At 31.7% G+C, this 16,858-nt stretch carries 15 protein-coding genes and 1 tRNA gene; 6 read left to right on the forward strand and 10 right to left on the reverse strand.

The window, feature by feature from the left end; genetic code table 11:
* Positions 1-13 precede the first annotated feature (13 nt).
* The 4 genes from V8G69_RS06595 (at position 14) to V8G69_RS06610 (ending at position 6,091) form a co-directional block, all read left to right on the forward strand.
* A complete protein-coding gene (locus tag V8G69_RS06595; protein ID WP_394881037.1) occupies positions 14-2,410 on the forward strand; it encodes an RND family transporter in 2,397 nt (798 codons plus the stop codon).
* Positions 2,411-2,510: 100 nt separating this feature from the next.
* Complete coding sequence (gene asnS / locus V8G69_RS06600) at positions 2,511-3,944, forward strand: asparagine--tRNA ligase (protein ID WP_394881038.1); 1,434 nt, start codon at positions 2,511-2,513, stop codon at positions 3,942-3,944.
* Between the two features lie 84 nt (positions 3,945-4,028).
* A complete protein-coding gene (gene rpoN, locus V8G69_RS06605; RefSeq protein ID WP_394881039.1) occupies positions 4,029-5,486 on the forward strand; it encodes an RNA polymerase factor sigma-54 in 1,458 nt (485 codons plus the stop codon).
* Positions 5,486-6,091 carry a hypothetical protein gene (locus tag V8G69_RS06610; RefSeq protein WP_394881040.1) on the forward strand — a complete coding sequence of 202 codons (606 nt, stop codon included), beginning with the start codon at positions 5,486-5,488 and terminating at the stop codon, positions 6,089-6,091. Before rpoN ends, V8G69_RS06610 begins: the two co-directional genes overlap by 1 nt.
* Here the strand turns inward: V8G69_RS06610 and V8G69_RS06615 are convergent.
* The 8 genes from V8G69_RS06615 to V8G69_RS06650 all read right to left on the reverse strand — a co-directional run bounded on the left by V8G69_RS06615 (position 6,086) and on the right by V8G69_RS06650 (position 11,227).
* A complete protein-coding gene (locus V8G69_RS06615) occupies positions 6,086-6,778 on the reverse strand; it encodes a porin family protein (protein WP_394881041.1) in 693 nt (230 codons plus the stop codon). The genes V8G69_RS06610 and V8G69_RS06615 overlap by 6 nt on opposite strands.
* 86 nt (positions 6,779-6,864) lie before the next feature.
* Positions 6,865-7,341, reverse strand: a complete 477-nt coding sequence (locus V8G69_RS06620; protein ID WP_394881042.1) for an ExbD/TolR family protein — start codon at positions 7,339-7,341, stop codon at positions 6,865-6,867.
* Between the two features lie 23 nt (positions 7,342-7,364).
* Positions 7,365-7,955 (reverse strand): ExbD/TolR family protein, encoded by a 591-nt coding sequence (locus tag V8G69_RS06625; protein ID WP_394881043.1) that lies wholly within the window; start codon positions 7,953-7,955, stop codon positions 7,365-7,367.
* Positions 7,956-7,960: 5 nt separating this feature from the next.
* Positions 7,961-8,398 (reverse strand): hypothetical protein, encoded by a 438-nt coding sequence (locus tag V8G69_RS06630; RefSeq protein ID WP_394881044.1) that lies wholly within the window; start codon positions 8,396-8,398, stop codon positions 7,961-7,963.
* Positions 8,399-8,418: 20 nt separating this feature from the next.
* Positions 8,419-9,186 (reverse strand): MotA/TolQ/ExbB proton channel family protein, encoded by a 768-nt coding sequence (locus V8G69_RS06635; RefSeq protein WP_394881045.1) that lies wholly within the window; start codon positions 9,184-9,186, stop codon positions 8,419-8,421.
* A gap of 75 nt (positions 9,187-9,261) precedes the next feature.
* Positions 9,262-9,349: transfer RNA gene (locus V8G69_RS06640), tRNA-Ser, on the reverse strand.
* Between the two features lie 76 nt (positions 9,350-9,425).
* Positions 9,426-10,457 carry an asparaginase gene (locus V8G69_RS06645; protein ID WP_394881046.1) on the reverse strand — a complete coding sequence of 344 codons (1,032 nt, stop codon included), beginning with the start codon at positions 10,455-10,457 and terminating at the stop codon, positions 9,426-9,428.
* A 2-nt stretch (positions 10,458-10,459) separates the two neighbouring features.
* Positions 10,460-11,227 (reverse strand): TatD family hydrolase, encoded by a 768-nt coding sequence (locus V8G69_RS06650; RefSeq protein ID WP_394881047.1) that lies wholly within the window; start codon positions 11,225-11,227, stop codon positions 10,460-10,462.
* A gap of 87 nt (positions 11,228-11,314) precedes the next feature.
* Here V8G69_RS06650 and V8G69_RS06655 point away from each other — a divergent pair, with 87 nt between their 5' ends.
* Positions 11,315-11,755 (forward strand): TIGR02281 family clan AA aspartic protease, encoded by a 441-nt coding sequence (locus V8G69_RS06655; protein ID WP_394881048.1) that lies wholly within the window; start codon positions 11,315-11,317, stop codon positions 11,753-11,755.
* Positions 11,756-11,816: 61 nt separating this feature from the next.
* Positions 11,817-12,443 carry a response regulator gene (locus V8G69_RS06660; protein ID WP_394881049.1) on the forward strand — a complete coding sequence of 209 codons (627 nt, stop codon included), beginning with the start codon at positions 11,817-11,819 and terminating at the stop codon, positions 12,441-12,443.
* A gap of 331 nt (positions 12,444-12,774) precedes the next feature.
* Here V8G69_RS06660 and odhB read toward each other — a convergent pair whose 3' ends face one another.
* Both odhB and V8G69_RS06670 read right to left on the reverse strand, forming a co-directional pair.
* A complete protein-coding gene (gene odhB / locus V8G69_RS06665; protein WP_394881050.1) occupies positions 12,775-13,989 on the reverse strand; it encodes a 2-oxoglutarate dehydrogenase complex dihydrolipoyllysine-residue succinyltransferase in 1,215 nt (404 codons plus the stop codon).
* Positions 13,990-14,023: 34 nt separating this feature from the next.
* The gene (locus V8G69_RS06670; protein WP_394881051.1) at positions 14,024-16,765 is read right to left on the reverse strand and encodes a 2-oxoglutarate dehydrogenase E1 component; all 2,742 of its coding nucleotides are present in this window, start codon (positions 16,763-16,765) and stop codon (positions 14,024-14,026) included.
* Between the last annotated feature and the right edge of the window lie 93 nt (positions 16,766-16,858).

Below are 16,858 nucleotides of genomic sequence, written 5' to 3' on the forward strand. Positions count from 1 at the left end.
TTTTAGATTAAGCATGTTTAAACTATTTACAAAAGATTTTTGGGACATCGTTGCTAGGGTAATTTTACGTAATAAAATAACCATTCTTGTCGTTCTAATAGTCATAACCATTTTCTTCAGTTTCCAGTGGAAGAATATGCGTTTTTCTTATACTGAAGCCAATTTGTTACCAGATGACAATGAAGCAAATATTACCTACAACAACTTTTTAAAAATATTTGGTGAAGAAGGAAACCTTATAGTTCTTGGAGTAAAAGACTCTACCCTTTTTACAGTTGAAAAATTAAACGCTTGGAACAAGCTTTCAGACTCTTTTAAGAAATATAAAGAAGTTGAAAGTGTTGTATCCATTAAAGATTTACAAAAGCTTGTAAAAGACACCATAAATGAAAAATTTATTCTGGAACCTTTTATAAAAGATTCTATTGCTTCCATGCAGCAAATTGGAACCTTAGAAGACGATCTTTTCAAAAAATATCCTTTTTACGACAACTTTTTGTTTAATAAAGAAACAAAAACCATAAGAACCGCCATCTATCTTAAAAAAGATATTGTGAATACTGGCGTTAGAAAAGACTTTGTTATTTCTGTGTTGCAACCTAAAATTGAGGCTTTTGAAGCAGCAAATAATTTAGATGTCAGGGTTTCTGGAATGCCTTACATTCGCACATTAAATTCACAAAACATCGTTGATGAAATAGGCTTGTTTATTGTTGCTGCACTGTTAATTACTTCGCTTATTTTCTTTTTCTTTTTCAGGTCTATTAGAGCTACTTTAATTTCACTTATTGTGGTTTGCACTGGTGTTATGTGGACTTTTGGTATTCTAGGTTTATTAAATTATGAAATCACTGTTTTAACGGCACTTATTCCTCCATTAATTATTGTTATTGGAATACCTAACTGTATTTTCTTAATTAATAAATATCAAAATGAGGTTAAACTACATGGTAATAAAGTAAAATCATTACAGCGTGTTATTACCAAAATAGGAAATGCTACGTTAATGACAAATGTAACTACAGCATCTGGTTTTGCTACATTTATTTTAACCGAGAGTACATTATTGAAAGAATTTGGTACGGTCGCTTCACTAAGCATCTTATCTATTTTCATATTATGCGTACTTATTATCCCCATTTTATATTCGTTTTTGCCTTATCCAAAAGATCGTCATTTAGAACACTTAAACAGGCGTTGGGTTACTTATTTTGTAAGTTGGATTGAGCGTATAGTAAAACAAAAACGAATCGCCATTTATGGAATCTCTGTTTTACTACTTATTTTAAGTTTTATAGGTATTTATCAAATTAGAATTTCTGGGAGTTTAATTGAAGATATGCCCAAAAAGACTGAGTTTTATAATGATATCAAATTTTTTGAGGAAGAGTTTAATGGTATTATGCCATTAGAAATCATGGTTGACACTAAGCGTAAAAAAGGTGTTATGAAATTATCCACCTTAAAACGCATGAATGAACTTGAAGATTTAATTATTGAAACTCCGGAATTATCCAAACCAATTTCAGTGGTTAGTTTAGTAAAGTATTCTAAACAAGCTTACTACAATGGGAATCCTAAACATTACCAGTTACCAACATCACAAGAAAACAATTTTATTTTATCATACGCTAAAAACTCAACATCAAATGTAGATCTGTTTAAAAACTTTGTTGATAGTACGGGTCAATATGCACGTATCACAACCTTTATGAAAGATATTGGAACTGATAAAATGGAGCATATTGAAGAAAATATTCAGAACAAAATAAATAATGTTTTTCCAAAAGACCAGTACAATGTTACCATGACTGGAAAGGCTTTGGTGTTTCAAAAAGGAACAAAATACTTAGTAAAAAATCTGGCAGTTTCATTAACACTTGCTATATTTTTAATATCATTATTTATGGCTTATATGTTTAGGTCATTTAAAATGATCATCGTTTCTTTAATTCCTAACTTACTTCCTTTATTAATAACTGCAGGGTTAATGGGGTATTTAGGAGTTCCTATAAAACCATCAACAATTTTAGTTTTTAGTATTGCTTTTGGAATATCTGTAGATGATACCATTCACTTTTTAGCAAAATATAGGCAAGAGCTACAAGCCAATCATTGGAGGATTAATAAATCCGTTTATGCGGCACTTCGCGAAACCGGAGTTAGTATGTTCTATACGTCTATTGTACTGTTTTTTGGGTTCTCGGTATTTACAATATCAAGCTTTGGTGGTACAGTTGCTTTAGGAGGATTAGTATCTATAACACTTTTATTTGCTATGCTTTCAAACTTAGTTTTATTGCCATCTTTATTACTTTCATTAGAACGAAGTATTGCCAATAAAAATGTACTAAAAGAACCAGCTATCAATATCATTCCTGAAGAAGAGGAAGAAGACAAGCAAAATTAAATTTTTAGATTTCAATTTCAAATTTGTCTTGATTTTGGAATTTGATATTTGAATTTTGATAATTGAAACCTTTATATTTGCACTTTAAAATTTAACATCAATGAAATCATATACCGTTTCAGAATTATTATCAAATAACACCATACTGCCAGAAGTAAATATTAAAGGCTGGGTAAGAACTTTTAGAGCCAATCGTTTTATAGCATTAAATGATGGTTCAACTATTAATAATATCCAGTGTGTAGTAGATTTTGAAAATACCGATGAAGCCATTTTAAAGCGTATTACTACAGGTGCTGCTGTTCATATTATTGGTGAATTAGTTGAAAGTTTGGGTAAAGGACAAAAGGTTGAAATTAATGTCAAAACCATTAAAATTTTAGGCGATTCAGATCCTGAAACCTATCCAATCCAACCTAAAAAACATTCTTTTGAATTTTTAAGAGAAAACGCCCATTTACGTACTCGTACCAATACGTTTAGTGCCGTTATGAGATTGCGTTCAGCTTTATCATTTGCCATTCATAAATACTTTAATGAAAACGGTTTTTTCTATATGCACGCCCCAATTATTACAGGAAGCGATGCTGAAGGTGCCGGAGAAATGTTTAGAGTAAGTGCTTTAGATGCTAAAAATCCTCCTTTAACAGAAGATGGAAAAGTAGATTTTACCGAAGACTTTTTTGGAAAAGAAACTAATCTAACGGTTTCTGGTCAGTTAGAGGCCGAAACTTATGCCATGTCATTAGGAAAAGTCTATACTTTCGGGCCAACATTTAGAGCTGAAAATTCAAATACATCGCGTCATTTAGCTGAGTTCTGGATGATTGAACCAGAAGTTGCTTTTATGGATTTGGCTGGAAATATGGATTTAGCTGAAGACTTTTTAAAATATGTTTTAAAATATGTTTTGGTTAACAATCGAGAAGATTTAGACTTTTTAGAAAGCAGATTATTAGATGAAGAAAAATCAAAACCTCAAGCAGAACGTAGTGAAATGAGTTTAATTGAAAAATTAAACTTTGTTATTGAAAACAACTTTAAACGTGTAAGCTATACAGAGGCCATTGATATTCTTCGAAACAGTACACCAAACAAGAAAAAGAAATTTAAATATATTATTAACGAATGGGGTGCAGATTTACAAAGTGAACACGAGCGTTTCCTTGTAGAAAAACACTTTAACTGTCCGGTAATATTATTTGATTATCCTGCCAACATAAAAGCATTTTATATGCGTTTAAATGAAGACGGGAAAACAGTTAGAGCAATGGATATTTTATTCCCAGGTATTGGAGAAATGGTTGGAGGTTCTCAACGTGAAGAACGCTTAGAAGTTCTTAAAGAAAAAATGGCCGCTCTCGATATTGACAAAAAAGAATTGTGGTGGTATTTAGATCTCCGTAAATATGGCTCTGCTGTACATTCTGGTTTTGGACTAGGGTTTGAGCGTTTAGTAATGTTTGCTACAGGAATGACTAATATTAGAGATGTTATTCCATTTCCAAGAACACCACAAAACGCCGAATTTTAAAATAATTTAGCCCTATTTGGTTTTTAAAATCAAGTAGGGTTTTTAATATAGTTTTTATACTTTTATCTAAACTAGTTTTTAAATATGCTTAAGCAACACTTACAGTTTAAACTATCCCAAAAATTGTCACCGCAACAAATTCAATTAATGAAATTGATACAGTTGCCTACACAAGCTTTTGAGCAACGCTTAAAGCAAGAGTTAGAAGAAAATCCAGCGCTTGAAGGTGGAAAAGAAGAAATAGAAAATGATTACGATTCTGATTTAGACAATTCTACAGATGATTTTAATGATGGTGATTCTATAAATACTGAAGATATTAATGTTGATGAATACTTGAGTGACGATGAAGTACCAGACTATAGAACTCAAGCAAATAATTACAGCGCAGATGATGAAGAGAAAACTGTTCCATATGCTGCCGGTACCTCATTCACACAATCATTAATCGACCAATTAAATACCTACCGCCTTTCTGACGAAGAGCACGATATTGCGGAATTTTTGGTTGGAAGTGTTGATGATAGTGGTTATATCCGTAGGTCAATTTCAGACATTATGGATGATTTGGCTTTTACACAAAACATCTATACAACAGAGGATAAAATTGAACATGTTTTAAAAATTGTTCATCAATTAGATCCTGCTGGGGTTGGTGCAAGAAATCTTCAAGAATGTTTAAGTATTCAATTGCACAGAAAAGAGAAAACTTTAGATATTGAATTAGCAACAAATATCATTGACGATGCTTTTGAACAATTTACAAAAAAGCATTATGACAAACTGATTCAAAAATTTGATGTTTCTGAAATTCAATTAAAAGACGCTATTTCTGAGATTGAACGCTTGAATCCTAAACCAGGTGGATCATATTCCGGCAATAACAGAATCGTTGAACATATTGTACCCGATTTTGCCATTAAAATTGTTGATGGAGAATTAGAGCTAACGCTGAATGGAAGAAATGCACCAGAACTTCATGTGTCAAGAGAGTATCATAATATGCTTAAAACCTATAAAGACTCCAAAGACAAATCTAGTTCTAAAGATGCAGTCATTTTTATAAAGCAAAAATTAGATGCTGCAAAATGGTTTATTGAAGCCATTAAACAACGTCAGCAAACATTATTCATTACCATGAGCGCCATTATGCACTACCAAAGTGACTATTTCTTAACTGGTGATGAACGCAACTTAAGACCCATGATCTTAAAGGATATTGCTGATGAAATTGACATGGATGTTTCAACAGTTTCCAGAGTTGCTAATAGTAAATATGTTGATACGCCTTATGGGACCAAACTTATAAAAGAATTCTTTTCGGAATCCATGAAGAATGATCAGGGAGAAGATGTTTCAACAAGGGAAATTAAAAAAATTCTTGAAACGGTCATTGAAGAAGAAGATAAAAGAAAACCAATTACCGATGAAGCATTGGCATTAATTTTAAAAGAAAAAGGGTATCCTATTGCAAGAAGAACCGTTGCAAAATATAGAGAACAATTAGATATTCCTGTGGCCAGATTACGCAAAAAAATGTAATGAATAATATTTTAAAGAGTATCTCGTTTATTTTTCATCCATTAATTATTCCTATTCTTGGCGTTATCTTTTATTTTACAAAATCACCAAGATACATTCCTTTACAAATCATTGAAGCAAAACTAATTTCAATACTTATACTTACAATTGTTCTACCTATTTTATTATATTTTTTATTAAAAACCTTAGGTAAAGCTAAATCTATTTATCTGGAAACCACCAAAGAACGCATATTTCCATTGATCGTTAATTGTATTGTAATTCTTTTAGTAATAAATAGAATTTTAACAGCTAACCAAATTTTAGAATTATATTATTTTTTTATTGGGATCTTAATTTCAACACTAACTTGCCTATTTCTTGCTATCTTGAAATTTAAAGTAAGTATGCATATGATATCTATTGCTGGATTGTTTATGTTTTTTATTGCTATCAGTGTTCATTTCAGCATTAATATTAATGGTACTTTGGCAATCATGTGTATTCTTACAGGTGCCATAGCAACATCAAGGTTACATTTAAAGGCACATTCTAATATTGAACTTATTATTGGATTTTTTGTGGGTTTTATTCCACAGCTCATACTATTGAAATACTGGTTATAAAATATAAAACATTAATCCAATTTTTATAGCATTCATATCTAATGTTTGTCCATCAATAGTTACTTCATTAGAGAATATAGGATTTAAAGCATAATACGCATAAAAATTCCATGTGTTATAGCCAAAACAAAGTGTAAGTCCATATTGGAATTCATTAAAGCTATTTATACCACTATTTTTAAAAGTTCCTGTAGCATCAACATACTTACTGGTATTAGCAACTACATACCCTAATTTAAACCCCGTATAAATACGCCAAAAATCATATTTTAAAGCGTTTGATGTTCTCCACCTAAACTCAATTGGTAATTCTATTAAATGTTCAGAAAACTTATTTTTGGAATAGGTATTAACATCTCCTAAAAGCTGATAATTATAACCTCCATCGACATTTTTATTTATTTGAAGGTTTTGATTGAATGAATTAGCAGAATATCCAAGCCCAATCCCAATGCCTACATTTCTGTCTTTATTTAATGGTATATCTTTAATAAACCCCAAGTGAAACCCAAGTGAAAAACCATTTTGAGAAAAATTTGAAGGTTTCTTCCCTAATATATTATAAGAAATCCCAGCATAAAACTGATCTTCTTTATACAAAGAATCTACTATTTTAGCTTCTGTTTCTTGAGCAAAGGAACATTGAGTAATAGTAATTAGAAAAAATATAAATAGTAAAGCTTTCATAAATTAAATTAGAATTATAAAAGTATAAAAAAAGGCGTTTTGAAATATCAAAACGCCTTTTTTCTAATATAAATTAAGATTTAAAATTAATGCTTATCAAAAACATTACCTTTTCTAGTAGTGTAATTAATTTTTAAAGCATTTACTTTTCGCAATTCTTGTTTAATATCACCAATTAGTCCCATGTTAGCATCAGAATCAACCTTTAAGGCTGTTGTTAAAAACGGAACCAATTCTTCTCTTTTTGAAGCGCGTTCTGCAGCTATAAAAGCAGCGATATCTTCAACACCAGCAAACTTATCATTAAGCTGTATTCTAGCCTCTGTACCATATTGCTTATAAGCCTCACTTGGTTTGCCAGCATAAATATACATTACTAAATCCTTCTTATCAAGCTTTTCAACCTGATCAGCAAATGGTAAGTTGTTTTTAATTTTTAATGTATTCTCTCTCATAACCGTTGCAACCATGAAAAAGAATAATAACATAAATACAATATCTGGCAATGACGCTGTTGAAATTGCTGGCAGTTCGCCTCCTGTTTTCTTTTTAAATTTACCCATATATAAATGTGTTAAATTTCAATTTATTGTACCTCTGAAAGTTTTTGAGGATACTCAACTTTTATTTTTTCAAGTTGTTCCTTTAACTTTGTTTTATTTCCTACCCAGTTTACATTATCGTAATCTGCTTGCATATCAATAAAAGACTTACCATATAATGACTGCGCGCGCTTATTTCTTAACTCATTATAAGCTGCTACTAACTCATTTTGAACGGAAATATACATTTTATAAGATGTTTCTCTTTCGTTCTTAAGTGAAATAATAGCTTTATCTGGATTATCAGATGAACTTGGATTTTTCTTACCGTGACAATAATCACAAGTTCCGTCTCCTCCGTTATCTAAAAATTCCACGGCTGCTTTTCTTAAATCTTTTAACTCCATTAACTCATCTTCAACAAGCAACTGATCTTTTCCATTAAGCAAAACTGTAAAAATATTTTTTTGCTTAATAACAGGTGGCGTTATATCACTATCCTCAATTGGAGGAAGTTTTCGACTAATCCCGGTATCTGTTTCAATGGTAGTAGTTACTAAGAAAAATATCAATAGTAAAAACGCAATGTCGGCCATGGAGCCTGCATTAACTTCTGGTGCTGCTCTTTTTGCCATAATTATTATTTATTAAAAAGTTTTTTTACTCCAGCTAATAACATTGCAACAACAGTACCAGCCATTAAAATATAGAAAGCTACAATTCCTGCTCCTACCATGTGTGATTCACCATCAGTTGCAGGTACACCTCCATATAAATATTCTCTAGTGTCTCCGCCAGAAACAGCATACGATATTACAAGAACTGCCAGAAAAGCACCAGCTCCTATCAAGGCACTTTTTAATGAAGCTGAATTAGTAAACAAACCTTTCAAAGTAAATACAAGCACCAAAGCAATAGTAACAATTAAAATAGCATAAGCAAGATACATAAAGGTATTAACTGCTCCGCTAGATTCGCCTGCTTTGATGGCATCATCACCTGCTCCTATTATTACAACAAGAAAAATGATTGAAAGAATGCCTACAATTCCAACTAATATAGTTGATAATTTTTTCATTATTATTATTTTTTAGATTATTACTTTTTTTGTCTGATTAGTAAATCCATTAATGTAATAGAAGCATCTTCCATATCATTAACGATACTATCAATTTTAGCAATAATGTAATTATAGAAAATTTGAAGTATAATAGCTACTACTAAACCAAATACAGTTGTTAAAAGTGCTACTTTAATACCTCCGGCAACAAGTGATGGTTGCATATCTCCAGCTGCTTCAATTTTATCGAATGCTTGAATCATACCAATTACAGTTCCCATGAACCCTAACATCGGTGCTAAAGCAATAAATAATGAAATCCAAGATACGTTTTTCTCTAATTGTCCCATTTGAACACCACCGTAAGCAACAACAGCTTTTTCAACAGCCTCTAAGCCTTCATCGGTTCTGTCTAATCCTTGATAGTAGATAGATGCAACAGGTCCTTTTGTGTTTCTGCAAACTTCTTTTGCAGCAGTAACTCCACCAGAAGCTAAAGCTTCTTCAACATCAGCAGTTAATTTTTTTGTATTTGTTGTTGAAAGGTTTAAAAAGATAATTCTTTCAATAGCAATTGCTAATCCAAGTATTAAACATAACAATACAATTCCCATGAAGCCTGGACCTCCTTCAATAAAACGTTTTTTCAATTCTTGATGAAACCCAAGTTCTTCTGCAGGTGCCGGTTCATCTTGAGTCATACTTGCAACTGTAGTTGCAGTGGTTGTGTTTGCATTTGTAGTTGCATTAACAGTACCAAAAGCCATCATTCCAGCGATGGCTAGGATAGAAAATAATCTTTTCATGTTCTAGATCTTAATTTTATTAGTTAAAGTGTTAAAGATATAAAAAAAAATAGCAATTAAAAATAAAAAAACCAGCAGAGAGGAAGGGATTCGAACCCTCGATACGCTTTTGGCGTATACACACTTTCCAGGCGTGCGCCTTCGACCACTCGGCCACCTCTCTGTATTTCAAATAGCTTTAATTACGAGGGCTCAAATAACAAAAAAAATGTTAAATGATAAAACTTTAACCGTTAATTTTAAGTCATTTCTCCTCGTAAAGATGCTTCATACATGGTTTTGAACAATTTAGATGAAATATTATGCCCCAATAAGTACATTAATTTACTTGTAGCAGCCTCAGTTGTAATGTCTTTTCCTGAAATAACTCCTATTTTTACTAAGTTTTCACTCGTTTCATAGTGTCCCATAATAACACTTCCGCCAGAACATTGAGTAATATTGATAATATGTATACCTTTTTTAATCGTTTCTTCAAGTAAATCTATAAACCATTTTTCTGTAGTACAGTTTCCAGCCCCATAAGTTTCTAAAATAATACCTTTTAAATTTGGTGTATTAAATATACTCTTTAATAAAATTTCAGAAATCCCTGGGAATAATTTCACAAGGGCAATATTTGTGTCTAAATGCTTATGAACTATGAACTTCTTCTTTAAATTTGGCTTAAATAAATAATCATGATTAACCTTTAAATGCACACCAGATTCGGCTAAATCTGGGTAATTTAAAGAGGCAAAAGCTTCAAAGTGTTCTGCATTAATCTTAGTTGTTCTATTGGCTCTGTATAATTTATATTCAAAATACAGACTAACTTCTTTAATAACTGGCTTTTTTTGATGTTGCAATGAAGCAACTTGAATGGAGGTTATTAAATTTTCCTTAGCATCGGTACGTAAATCACCTATTGGCAACTGAGAACCAGTGAAAACTACAGGTTTAGCTAAATTCTCTAACATAAAGCTTAACGCAGATGCCGTGTAACTCATAGTATCACTTCCGTGCAATACAACAAAGCCATCAAACTTTTCATAGTTTGATTCAATAATTTCTGCTATTTGAACCCAATACTTAGGATTCATATTACTTGAATCAATTGGGGTTTTAAACGAAATTGTATCAATTTTACAATCTAACAGTTGTATTTCTGGTATTCTCTTTAAAAGATTTTTAAAATCAAATGCTCGTAATACCCCAGTTTTTGGATCTTTTACCATACCTATGGTGCCGCCGGTATATATAAGGAGTATGTTTGGTCTTGATTTATTCATATTTATGTATTGAAGATATCTTTTGAATTTTGTGTTGTTACTGATGCTATATGTTCTTGAGTAACATTATAAATTTCAGCTAATTTTTCTAATACTTTAGTAATATATGCGCTTTCATTTCGCTTTCCTCTATAAGGTGCAGGTGCCAAATACGGTGAATCTGTTTCTAAAACTATATGCTTTAAATCTATCTGGTTTAAAAACTGATCAATTTTTCCATTTTTAAAGGTAGCAACTCCACCAATACCTAATTTCATATTATATGACATAGCTTGATGCGCCTGTTTTATATTGCCAGAAAAGCAATGAAAAATCCCAAATAAATCATTCCCTTTTTCTTGTTCTAGAATTTCAAAAATTTCATCAAAAGCGTCTCTGCAGTGAATAACAATAGGCAGCTTGTATTGTTTTGCTAATTTTATTTGATGTTTAAATGCGTCTTGCTGAATTAACAACGTGGTTTTATCCCAATACAAATCTATCCCAATCTCGCCAACAGCATAAAATTTTCTCTTTGCTAGCATTTCTTCAACATGATTCAACTCTTCTTTATAATTATCTTTAACATGAGTGGGATGCAACCCCATCATTAAAAACACATTATCGGGATAATCATTCTCCAACTGTAACATAGATTCAGTATATGTTGAATCTATGGCCGGTATAAAAAAGCGGGATACATTTAATTGAATTGCTCGTTCAATCATGTCTTTTCTATCATCTTCAAAAGCCTCACTATATAAATGAGTATGGGTATCTGTAATAATCACTAAGGTTATGTTAAAAAGTTATAAACGGTTTCATTGACACAAAAATAATTGTTTTACATGAGTATATTTGTTTTAAAATTAATTTAGATGCAGTCACTTAACCAATTCCTTCTTGAAAAAGGTTATACCAAAGTAAAACTTAAACTTACCAAAACCAATCATTTTGAAATATTGGCTACCATAAATGGTGTGAAAGGTTTGTTTATTTTAGACACTGGCGCTTCAAGTTCATGTGTCGGCTTTGAAGCTATTAATACTTTTAAATTAGTAGCAGAAGATTCATTAGTTAAAGCTGCTGGAGCTGGTGCTACAGACATGGAAACACAAGTTTCAAAAAAGAACAATTTAAAGATTGGTTCTTGGAAAGAAAAAAATGTAGCTCTCATTTTATTTAATCTAACGCATGTAAACTCTGCATTAATCAATCATAAATCAAAACCTGTTGATGGTATAATTGGCGCAGATATTTTAAAAAAAGCTAAAGCAGTAATAGATTATAAAAAAAAATATTTGTACTTAAAAGAGTGAAAAAAAAATTAATTATCATTAAATTTAACAGAGAATTAATAGTAATCCCTCAGATAGCTTAATGGCCATAAATATTGTAATTGCAGACGATCACCCTTTAATGTTAAGAGGGTTGAAAGATTTTTTAGTTTCAAAAGGTTTTAATATCGTTGGCATTGCTGAAGACGGAAATAGTGCTTATAATTTAATTGTAAAATTAAAACCAGAAATTGCTATTTTAGACATTAGAATGCCTCATAAAACCGGTTTGGAAATAGCTGAAGATTGCAAAAAAAACAATATCGATACCAAAATAATCTTAATAACCTTTGACAAAGAAGAAGAATTATTTCAAAAAGCAAAAGAATTTAATGTCTATGGCTACATTTTAAAAGAATTTGCCATTGAAGAAATTGAAATTTGCATTAAAAATGTTTTAAAAGGAAACCCTTATTTTAGTGAAGATTTGAAAGATATTTTAGAAATAACAAAACCTAATTTAGACATAATTGAATCTCTTACTAAGACAGAAAGAAAAATTCTTTCTTTAGTAGCTGAAAATAATACAAGCCAGGAAATAGCCAGCGAATTATCAGTTTCAATTAAAACCATTCATAAACACAGAAGTCATATTATAGCCAAACTTGATTTAGATAATAAGCCAACTTCTCTTTTAATATGGGCTAATCTTCACAAAAAATATTTTTGAAAAATACGCACAAGTGCGTATTTTTTATTACGTATGTATGACATACCTTTACACTGCTATTAATTAATTCTTAGGGAGAATTTACGAAGACTCTGTGTTGTAATGACACAGAGTTTTCAATTAAAGAATTTGAAAAGCCTTAAGTAAATTTTTAAATTATGAATAATGCTAGTAACAGTTTAGATAAATACTTCACAATAAGCTTAGTTATATTAGTTATTCTTGTTATAGCAATTAATGTTATTGTTAATTTTTTTTAGTTAATGTTATATGTTAAAAAAAAGGAGAGTTTTTGTAGAAGCTCTCCTTTTTTTATTACAAGAAAATTTTATTATAACTCTAAAGCTTTTTTTACATCATTGTTCATTAACAATTCAATAGGGTTTTCTAATGCTTCTTTTACAGCTACTAAAAACCCAACGCTTTCTTTACCATCAATAATTCTATGATCATAAGATAAGGCCACGTACATAATTGGACGAATTTCTACTTTACCTTGTATTGCAACTGGTCGTTCCACAATATTATGCATTCCTAAAATGCCACTTTGTGGTGGATTTATAATTGGGGTTGATAACATACTTCCAAAAACACCTCCATTAGAAATGGTGAAGGTTCCTCCTGTCATTTCATCAACAGTAATTTGACCGTCACGTGCTCTTAAAGCCAACCTTTTCACTTCAGACTCAACTCCTCTAAAAGTCATGTTTTCTACGTTTCTCATTACAGGAACCATTAATCCTTTTGGTCCAGAAACCGCAATGCTTATATCGCAAAAATCGTAAGTAATCATTTCCTTATCATCAATCATTGAGTTAACTGCAGGATACATTTTTAATGCTCTTACAACTGCTAATGAAAAGAAACTCATAAATCCTAAACCAACATTGTGCTTGTCTTTAAATGCATCTTTATATTCATTTCGTAAAGCAAAAATTGGAGACATATCAACCTCATTAAAGGTTGTTAACATGGCTGTAGTATTTTTTGCTTCCACCAAACGCTCTGCTACTTTACGACGAAGCATTGATAATTTAGTTCTGGTTGTTCCTCTGTTTCCTCCAGTTGGGGTTCCCATGGAAGGTGTTGCATTTACAGCATCTTCTTTAGTAACTCTACCGTCTTTTCCAGTTCCGTTTACTTCTGAAGCAGATATTCCTTTCTCTGCTAAAATCTTTTTGGCAGCTGGACTTGCACTTCCTGTTGCATATGTTTTCTCCTCTGCTTTTGGTTGAACTGACTTAGAAGCTTCAACTTTTGGAGCTTCTTCTTTCTTTTCTTCCTTTGGAGTAGTACCTTCTGGTTTTTCTGCACTTGTATCAATTAAGCAAACAATAGCACCAACAGCTACAGCATCTCCTTCTTCAGCTTTTAATGTAATGATTCCACTTGCTTCTGCAGGAAGTTCTAGAGTAGCTTTATCGCTATCTACCTCAGCTATGGCTTGGTCTTTTTCCACATAATCACCATCTTGTACTAACCAAGTAGCAATTTCTACTTCTTTTATTGATTCCCCTGGAGAAGGGACTTTCATTTCTAAAATCATTCTTTAAATTTTATTTTTTCTTAGTTCAATCTTTTTATAGCGTTTCAAAAACAGCATCAATAACTCGTTGTTGTCTTCGTTTATCTCTTGTGCTAGACCCTGGAGCTGGTACTGAATTATAAGGTCTTGATATCACATTTAATTTTACTAAATCCATACGTTGAGCCATAAAAGTCCATGCTCCCATATTTTTAGGCTCTTCTTGAGCCCAAGCATATTCTTTAACATTTGGATAACGATTTATAACTTGTTGTATTTTATCTAAATGTAAAGGAAATAACTGTTCTATTCTAACTAATGCTACATCTTCTCTATTCAGTTTTTCACGTTCAGCTAATAAATCATAATAGAATTTTCCTGTACAGAAAACCAATCGTTTTACATGCTCCGGATTTATTGTATCATCAATTACCTCTTTGAATTGTTCATTTACCAATTCATTTAAAGAAGAAACCGCTTTTGGGTGACGCAATAAACTTTTTGGTGTAAATACAATTAATGGTTTTCTGAAATCACGCTTCATTTGTCTGCGTAATAAATGGAAAATATTTGCTGGAGTTGTGCAATCTGCAACCGTCATATTATCATCTCCACATAATTGTAAATAACGTTCAATTCTGGCAGATGAATGTTCTGAACCTTGACCTTCATAACCATGAGGTAATAAAACAACGATTCCATTTTGAGATTTCCACTTGTCTTCTGCTGCAGACAGATATTGATCAAAAATAATCTGAGCACCATTACTAAAATCACCAAATTGTGCTTCCCAAAGCGTTAAGGTATTTGGGTTTGCCATGGCATATCCATAATCAAAACCTAAAACCGCATATTCAGACAGTAAGGAATTATAAATATACATTTCGCCTATACTAGCTGGATTGGTGTTTAATAAATTGATCCGTTCTTCAGATATTTCATCTCTTAATATGGCATGGCGATGACTAAAGGTTCCGCGCTCAACATCTTGACCAGACATACGAACATTAAAACCTTCTTCTAACAAACTACCATAGGCTAATGTTTCTGCCATTCCCCAATCTAATGAATCACTTTCAAAAACCATTGAAGCTCTACCATCCAGTATTTTTTCTGCTTTCCTTAAAAACTTAACACCTTCTGGAACTGTAGAAACTACCTTAGCAATTTTTTCTAGTTTGTCTTTTGGATAGCTTGTATCAACTGTTTCAAGCATTTCTTCAAGACCTTTTCGCTGGAAACCAGTCCAACGCTCTTCCATAAACTCTCTTACTATAGAATTATGCTCCTCTTTTGATTTTGCATATTCTCTTTCCAACATGTCTTTAAACTCTTCAACAATTGAATTAGTATAAGCTTTATCAACCGTATTTTCTGAAATTAATTTATCAGAATATATTTCAAATGGGTTTGAATGCTTTGCTATTTCCTTATATAATTTTGGTTGAGTAAAACGAGGTTCATCGCCTTCGTTATGACCATATTTTCTATAACCAAGCAAGTCTATATAAACATCACGTTTATAACGCATTCTATAATCTAAGGCCAATTCAACTGCATGAACAACAGCTTCGGCATCATCTGCATTTACGTGTAAAACTGGTGATAGTGTCACCTTTGCAACATCTGTACAATAGGTACTTGAACGCGCATCTAAATAATTAGTTGTGAACCCGATTTGGTTATTAACCACTATATGGATTGTTCCACCTGTTTTATAGCCTTTTAACTGGCTCATTTGTGCAACTTCATAAACAATACCTTGTCCTGCAACAGCGGCATCGCCATGTACAACAATTGGTAATATTTTTGAATCGTCACCATTATAATCATTATCAATTTTGGCACGTGTAATACCTTCAGCTACAGAAGCTACTGTTTCAAGATGTGAAGGGTTAGGCACCAGATTCATTCTAATGGTTTTTCCGTTTTGATAAGTTTTTTCAAGGGTTAACCCTAAATGATACTTTACATCACCATCAATATCTTCATCTTCAAAATCTTTACCATCAAACTCACTAAAAAGTTCTTTAATTGGTTTTCTGAAAATATTTACAAGTGTATTTAAACGTCCACGATGGGCCATTCCTAACACACATTCTTTTACATCGTATAATTCTGCTGCATTAATTAGAGCAACACTTATTGCAGGTATTAAGCTTTCTCCTCCTTCAAGCGAAAAACGCTTTTGCCCAACATATTTGGTTTGCAAAAAGTTTTCAAAAGTAACTGCCTGGTTTAATTTGGAAAGAATGTATTTTTTGGCACTTTCTGAATAACTTGGGTGATTATCGTTAACGTTTAGCTTACTTTGCCACCATTGAATGACTTCTGGATTTCTAAGATACATGTATTCAACGCCAATTGAACTACAATAAATCCTATTTAAGTGAACTAAAATTTCACGTAACGTTTGCGCCCCAATTCCAAGAACCTCACCAGCGTTAAAAACGGTATCTAAATCATTTTCAGAAAGACCAAAATTTTCAATATCTAATGTTGGCTCATAAGTTCTTCTGGTTCTAACCGGGTTTGTTCTGGTAAACAAATGTCCTCTGGTTCTATATCCGTCAATAAGCCTTATAACTTGAAATTCCTTTTGTACGTATTCAGGAATTTGAGTTGAAACACCTTCAATTATTTCACCATTAAGCCCATAATTTTCAGACCCAAAATCATAACCCTGAAAAAACGCTCGCCAACTTGGCTCAACAGAATCTGGGTTTTGTAAATATTGATCATATAGCTCGGCAAAATAAGATGTGTGAGCTGCATTAAGAAAGGAATATTTATCCATTATAGTTTTTCAAACAATCTTTTATTTAAAGAAATTTTTCCAAAAATACAACTTTTAACAAAACTAGATATTGTTTTATAATATTTATAACAA

The organism is Gaetbulibacter sp. M235 (assembly GCF_043876835.1).
In the GTDB taxonomy this organism is placed as follows: domain Bacteria; phylum Bacteroidota; class Bacteroidia; order Flavobacteriales; family Flavobacteriaceae; genus Yeosuana.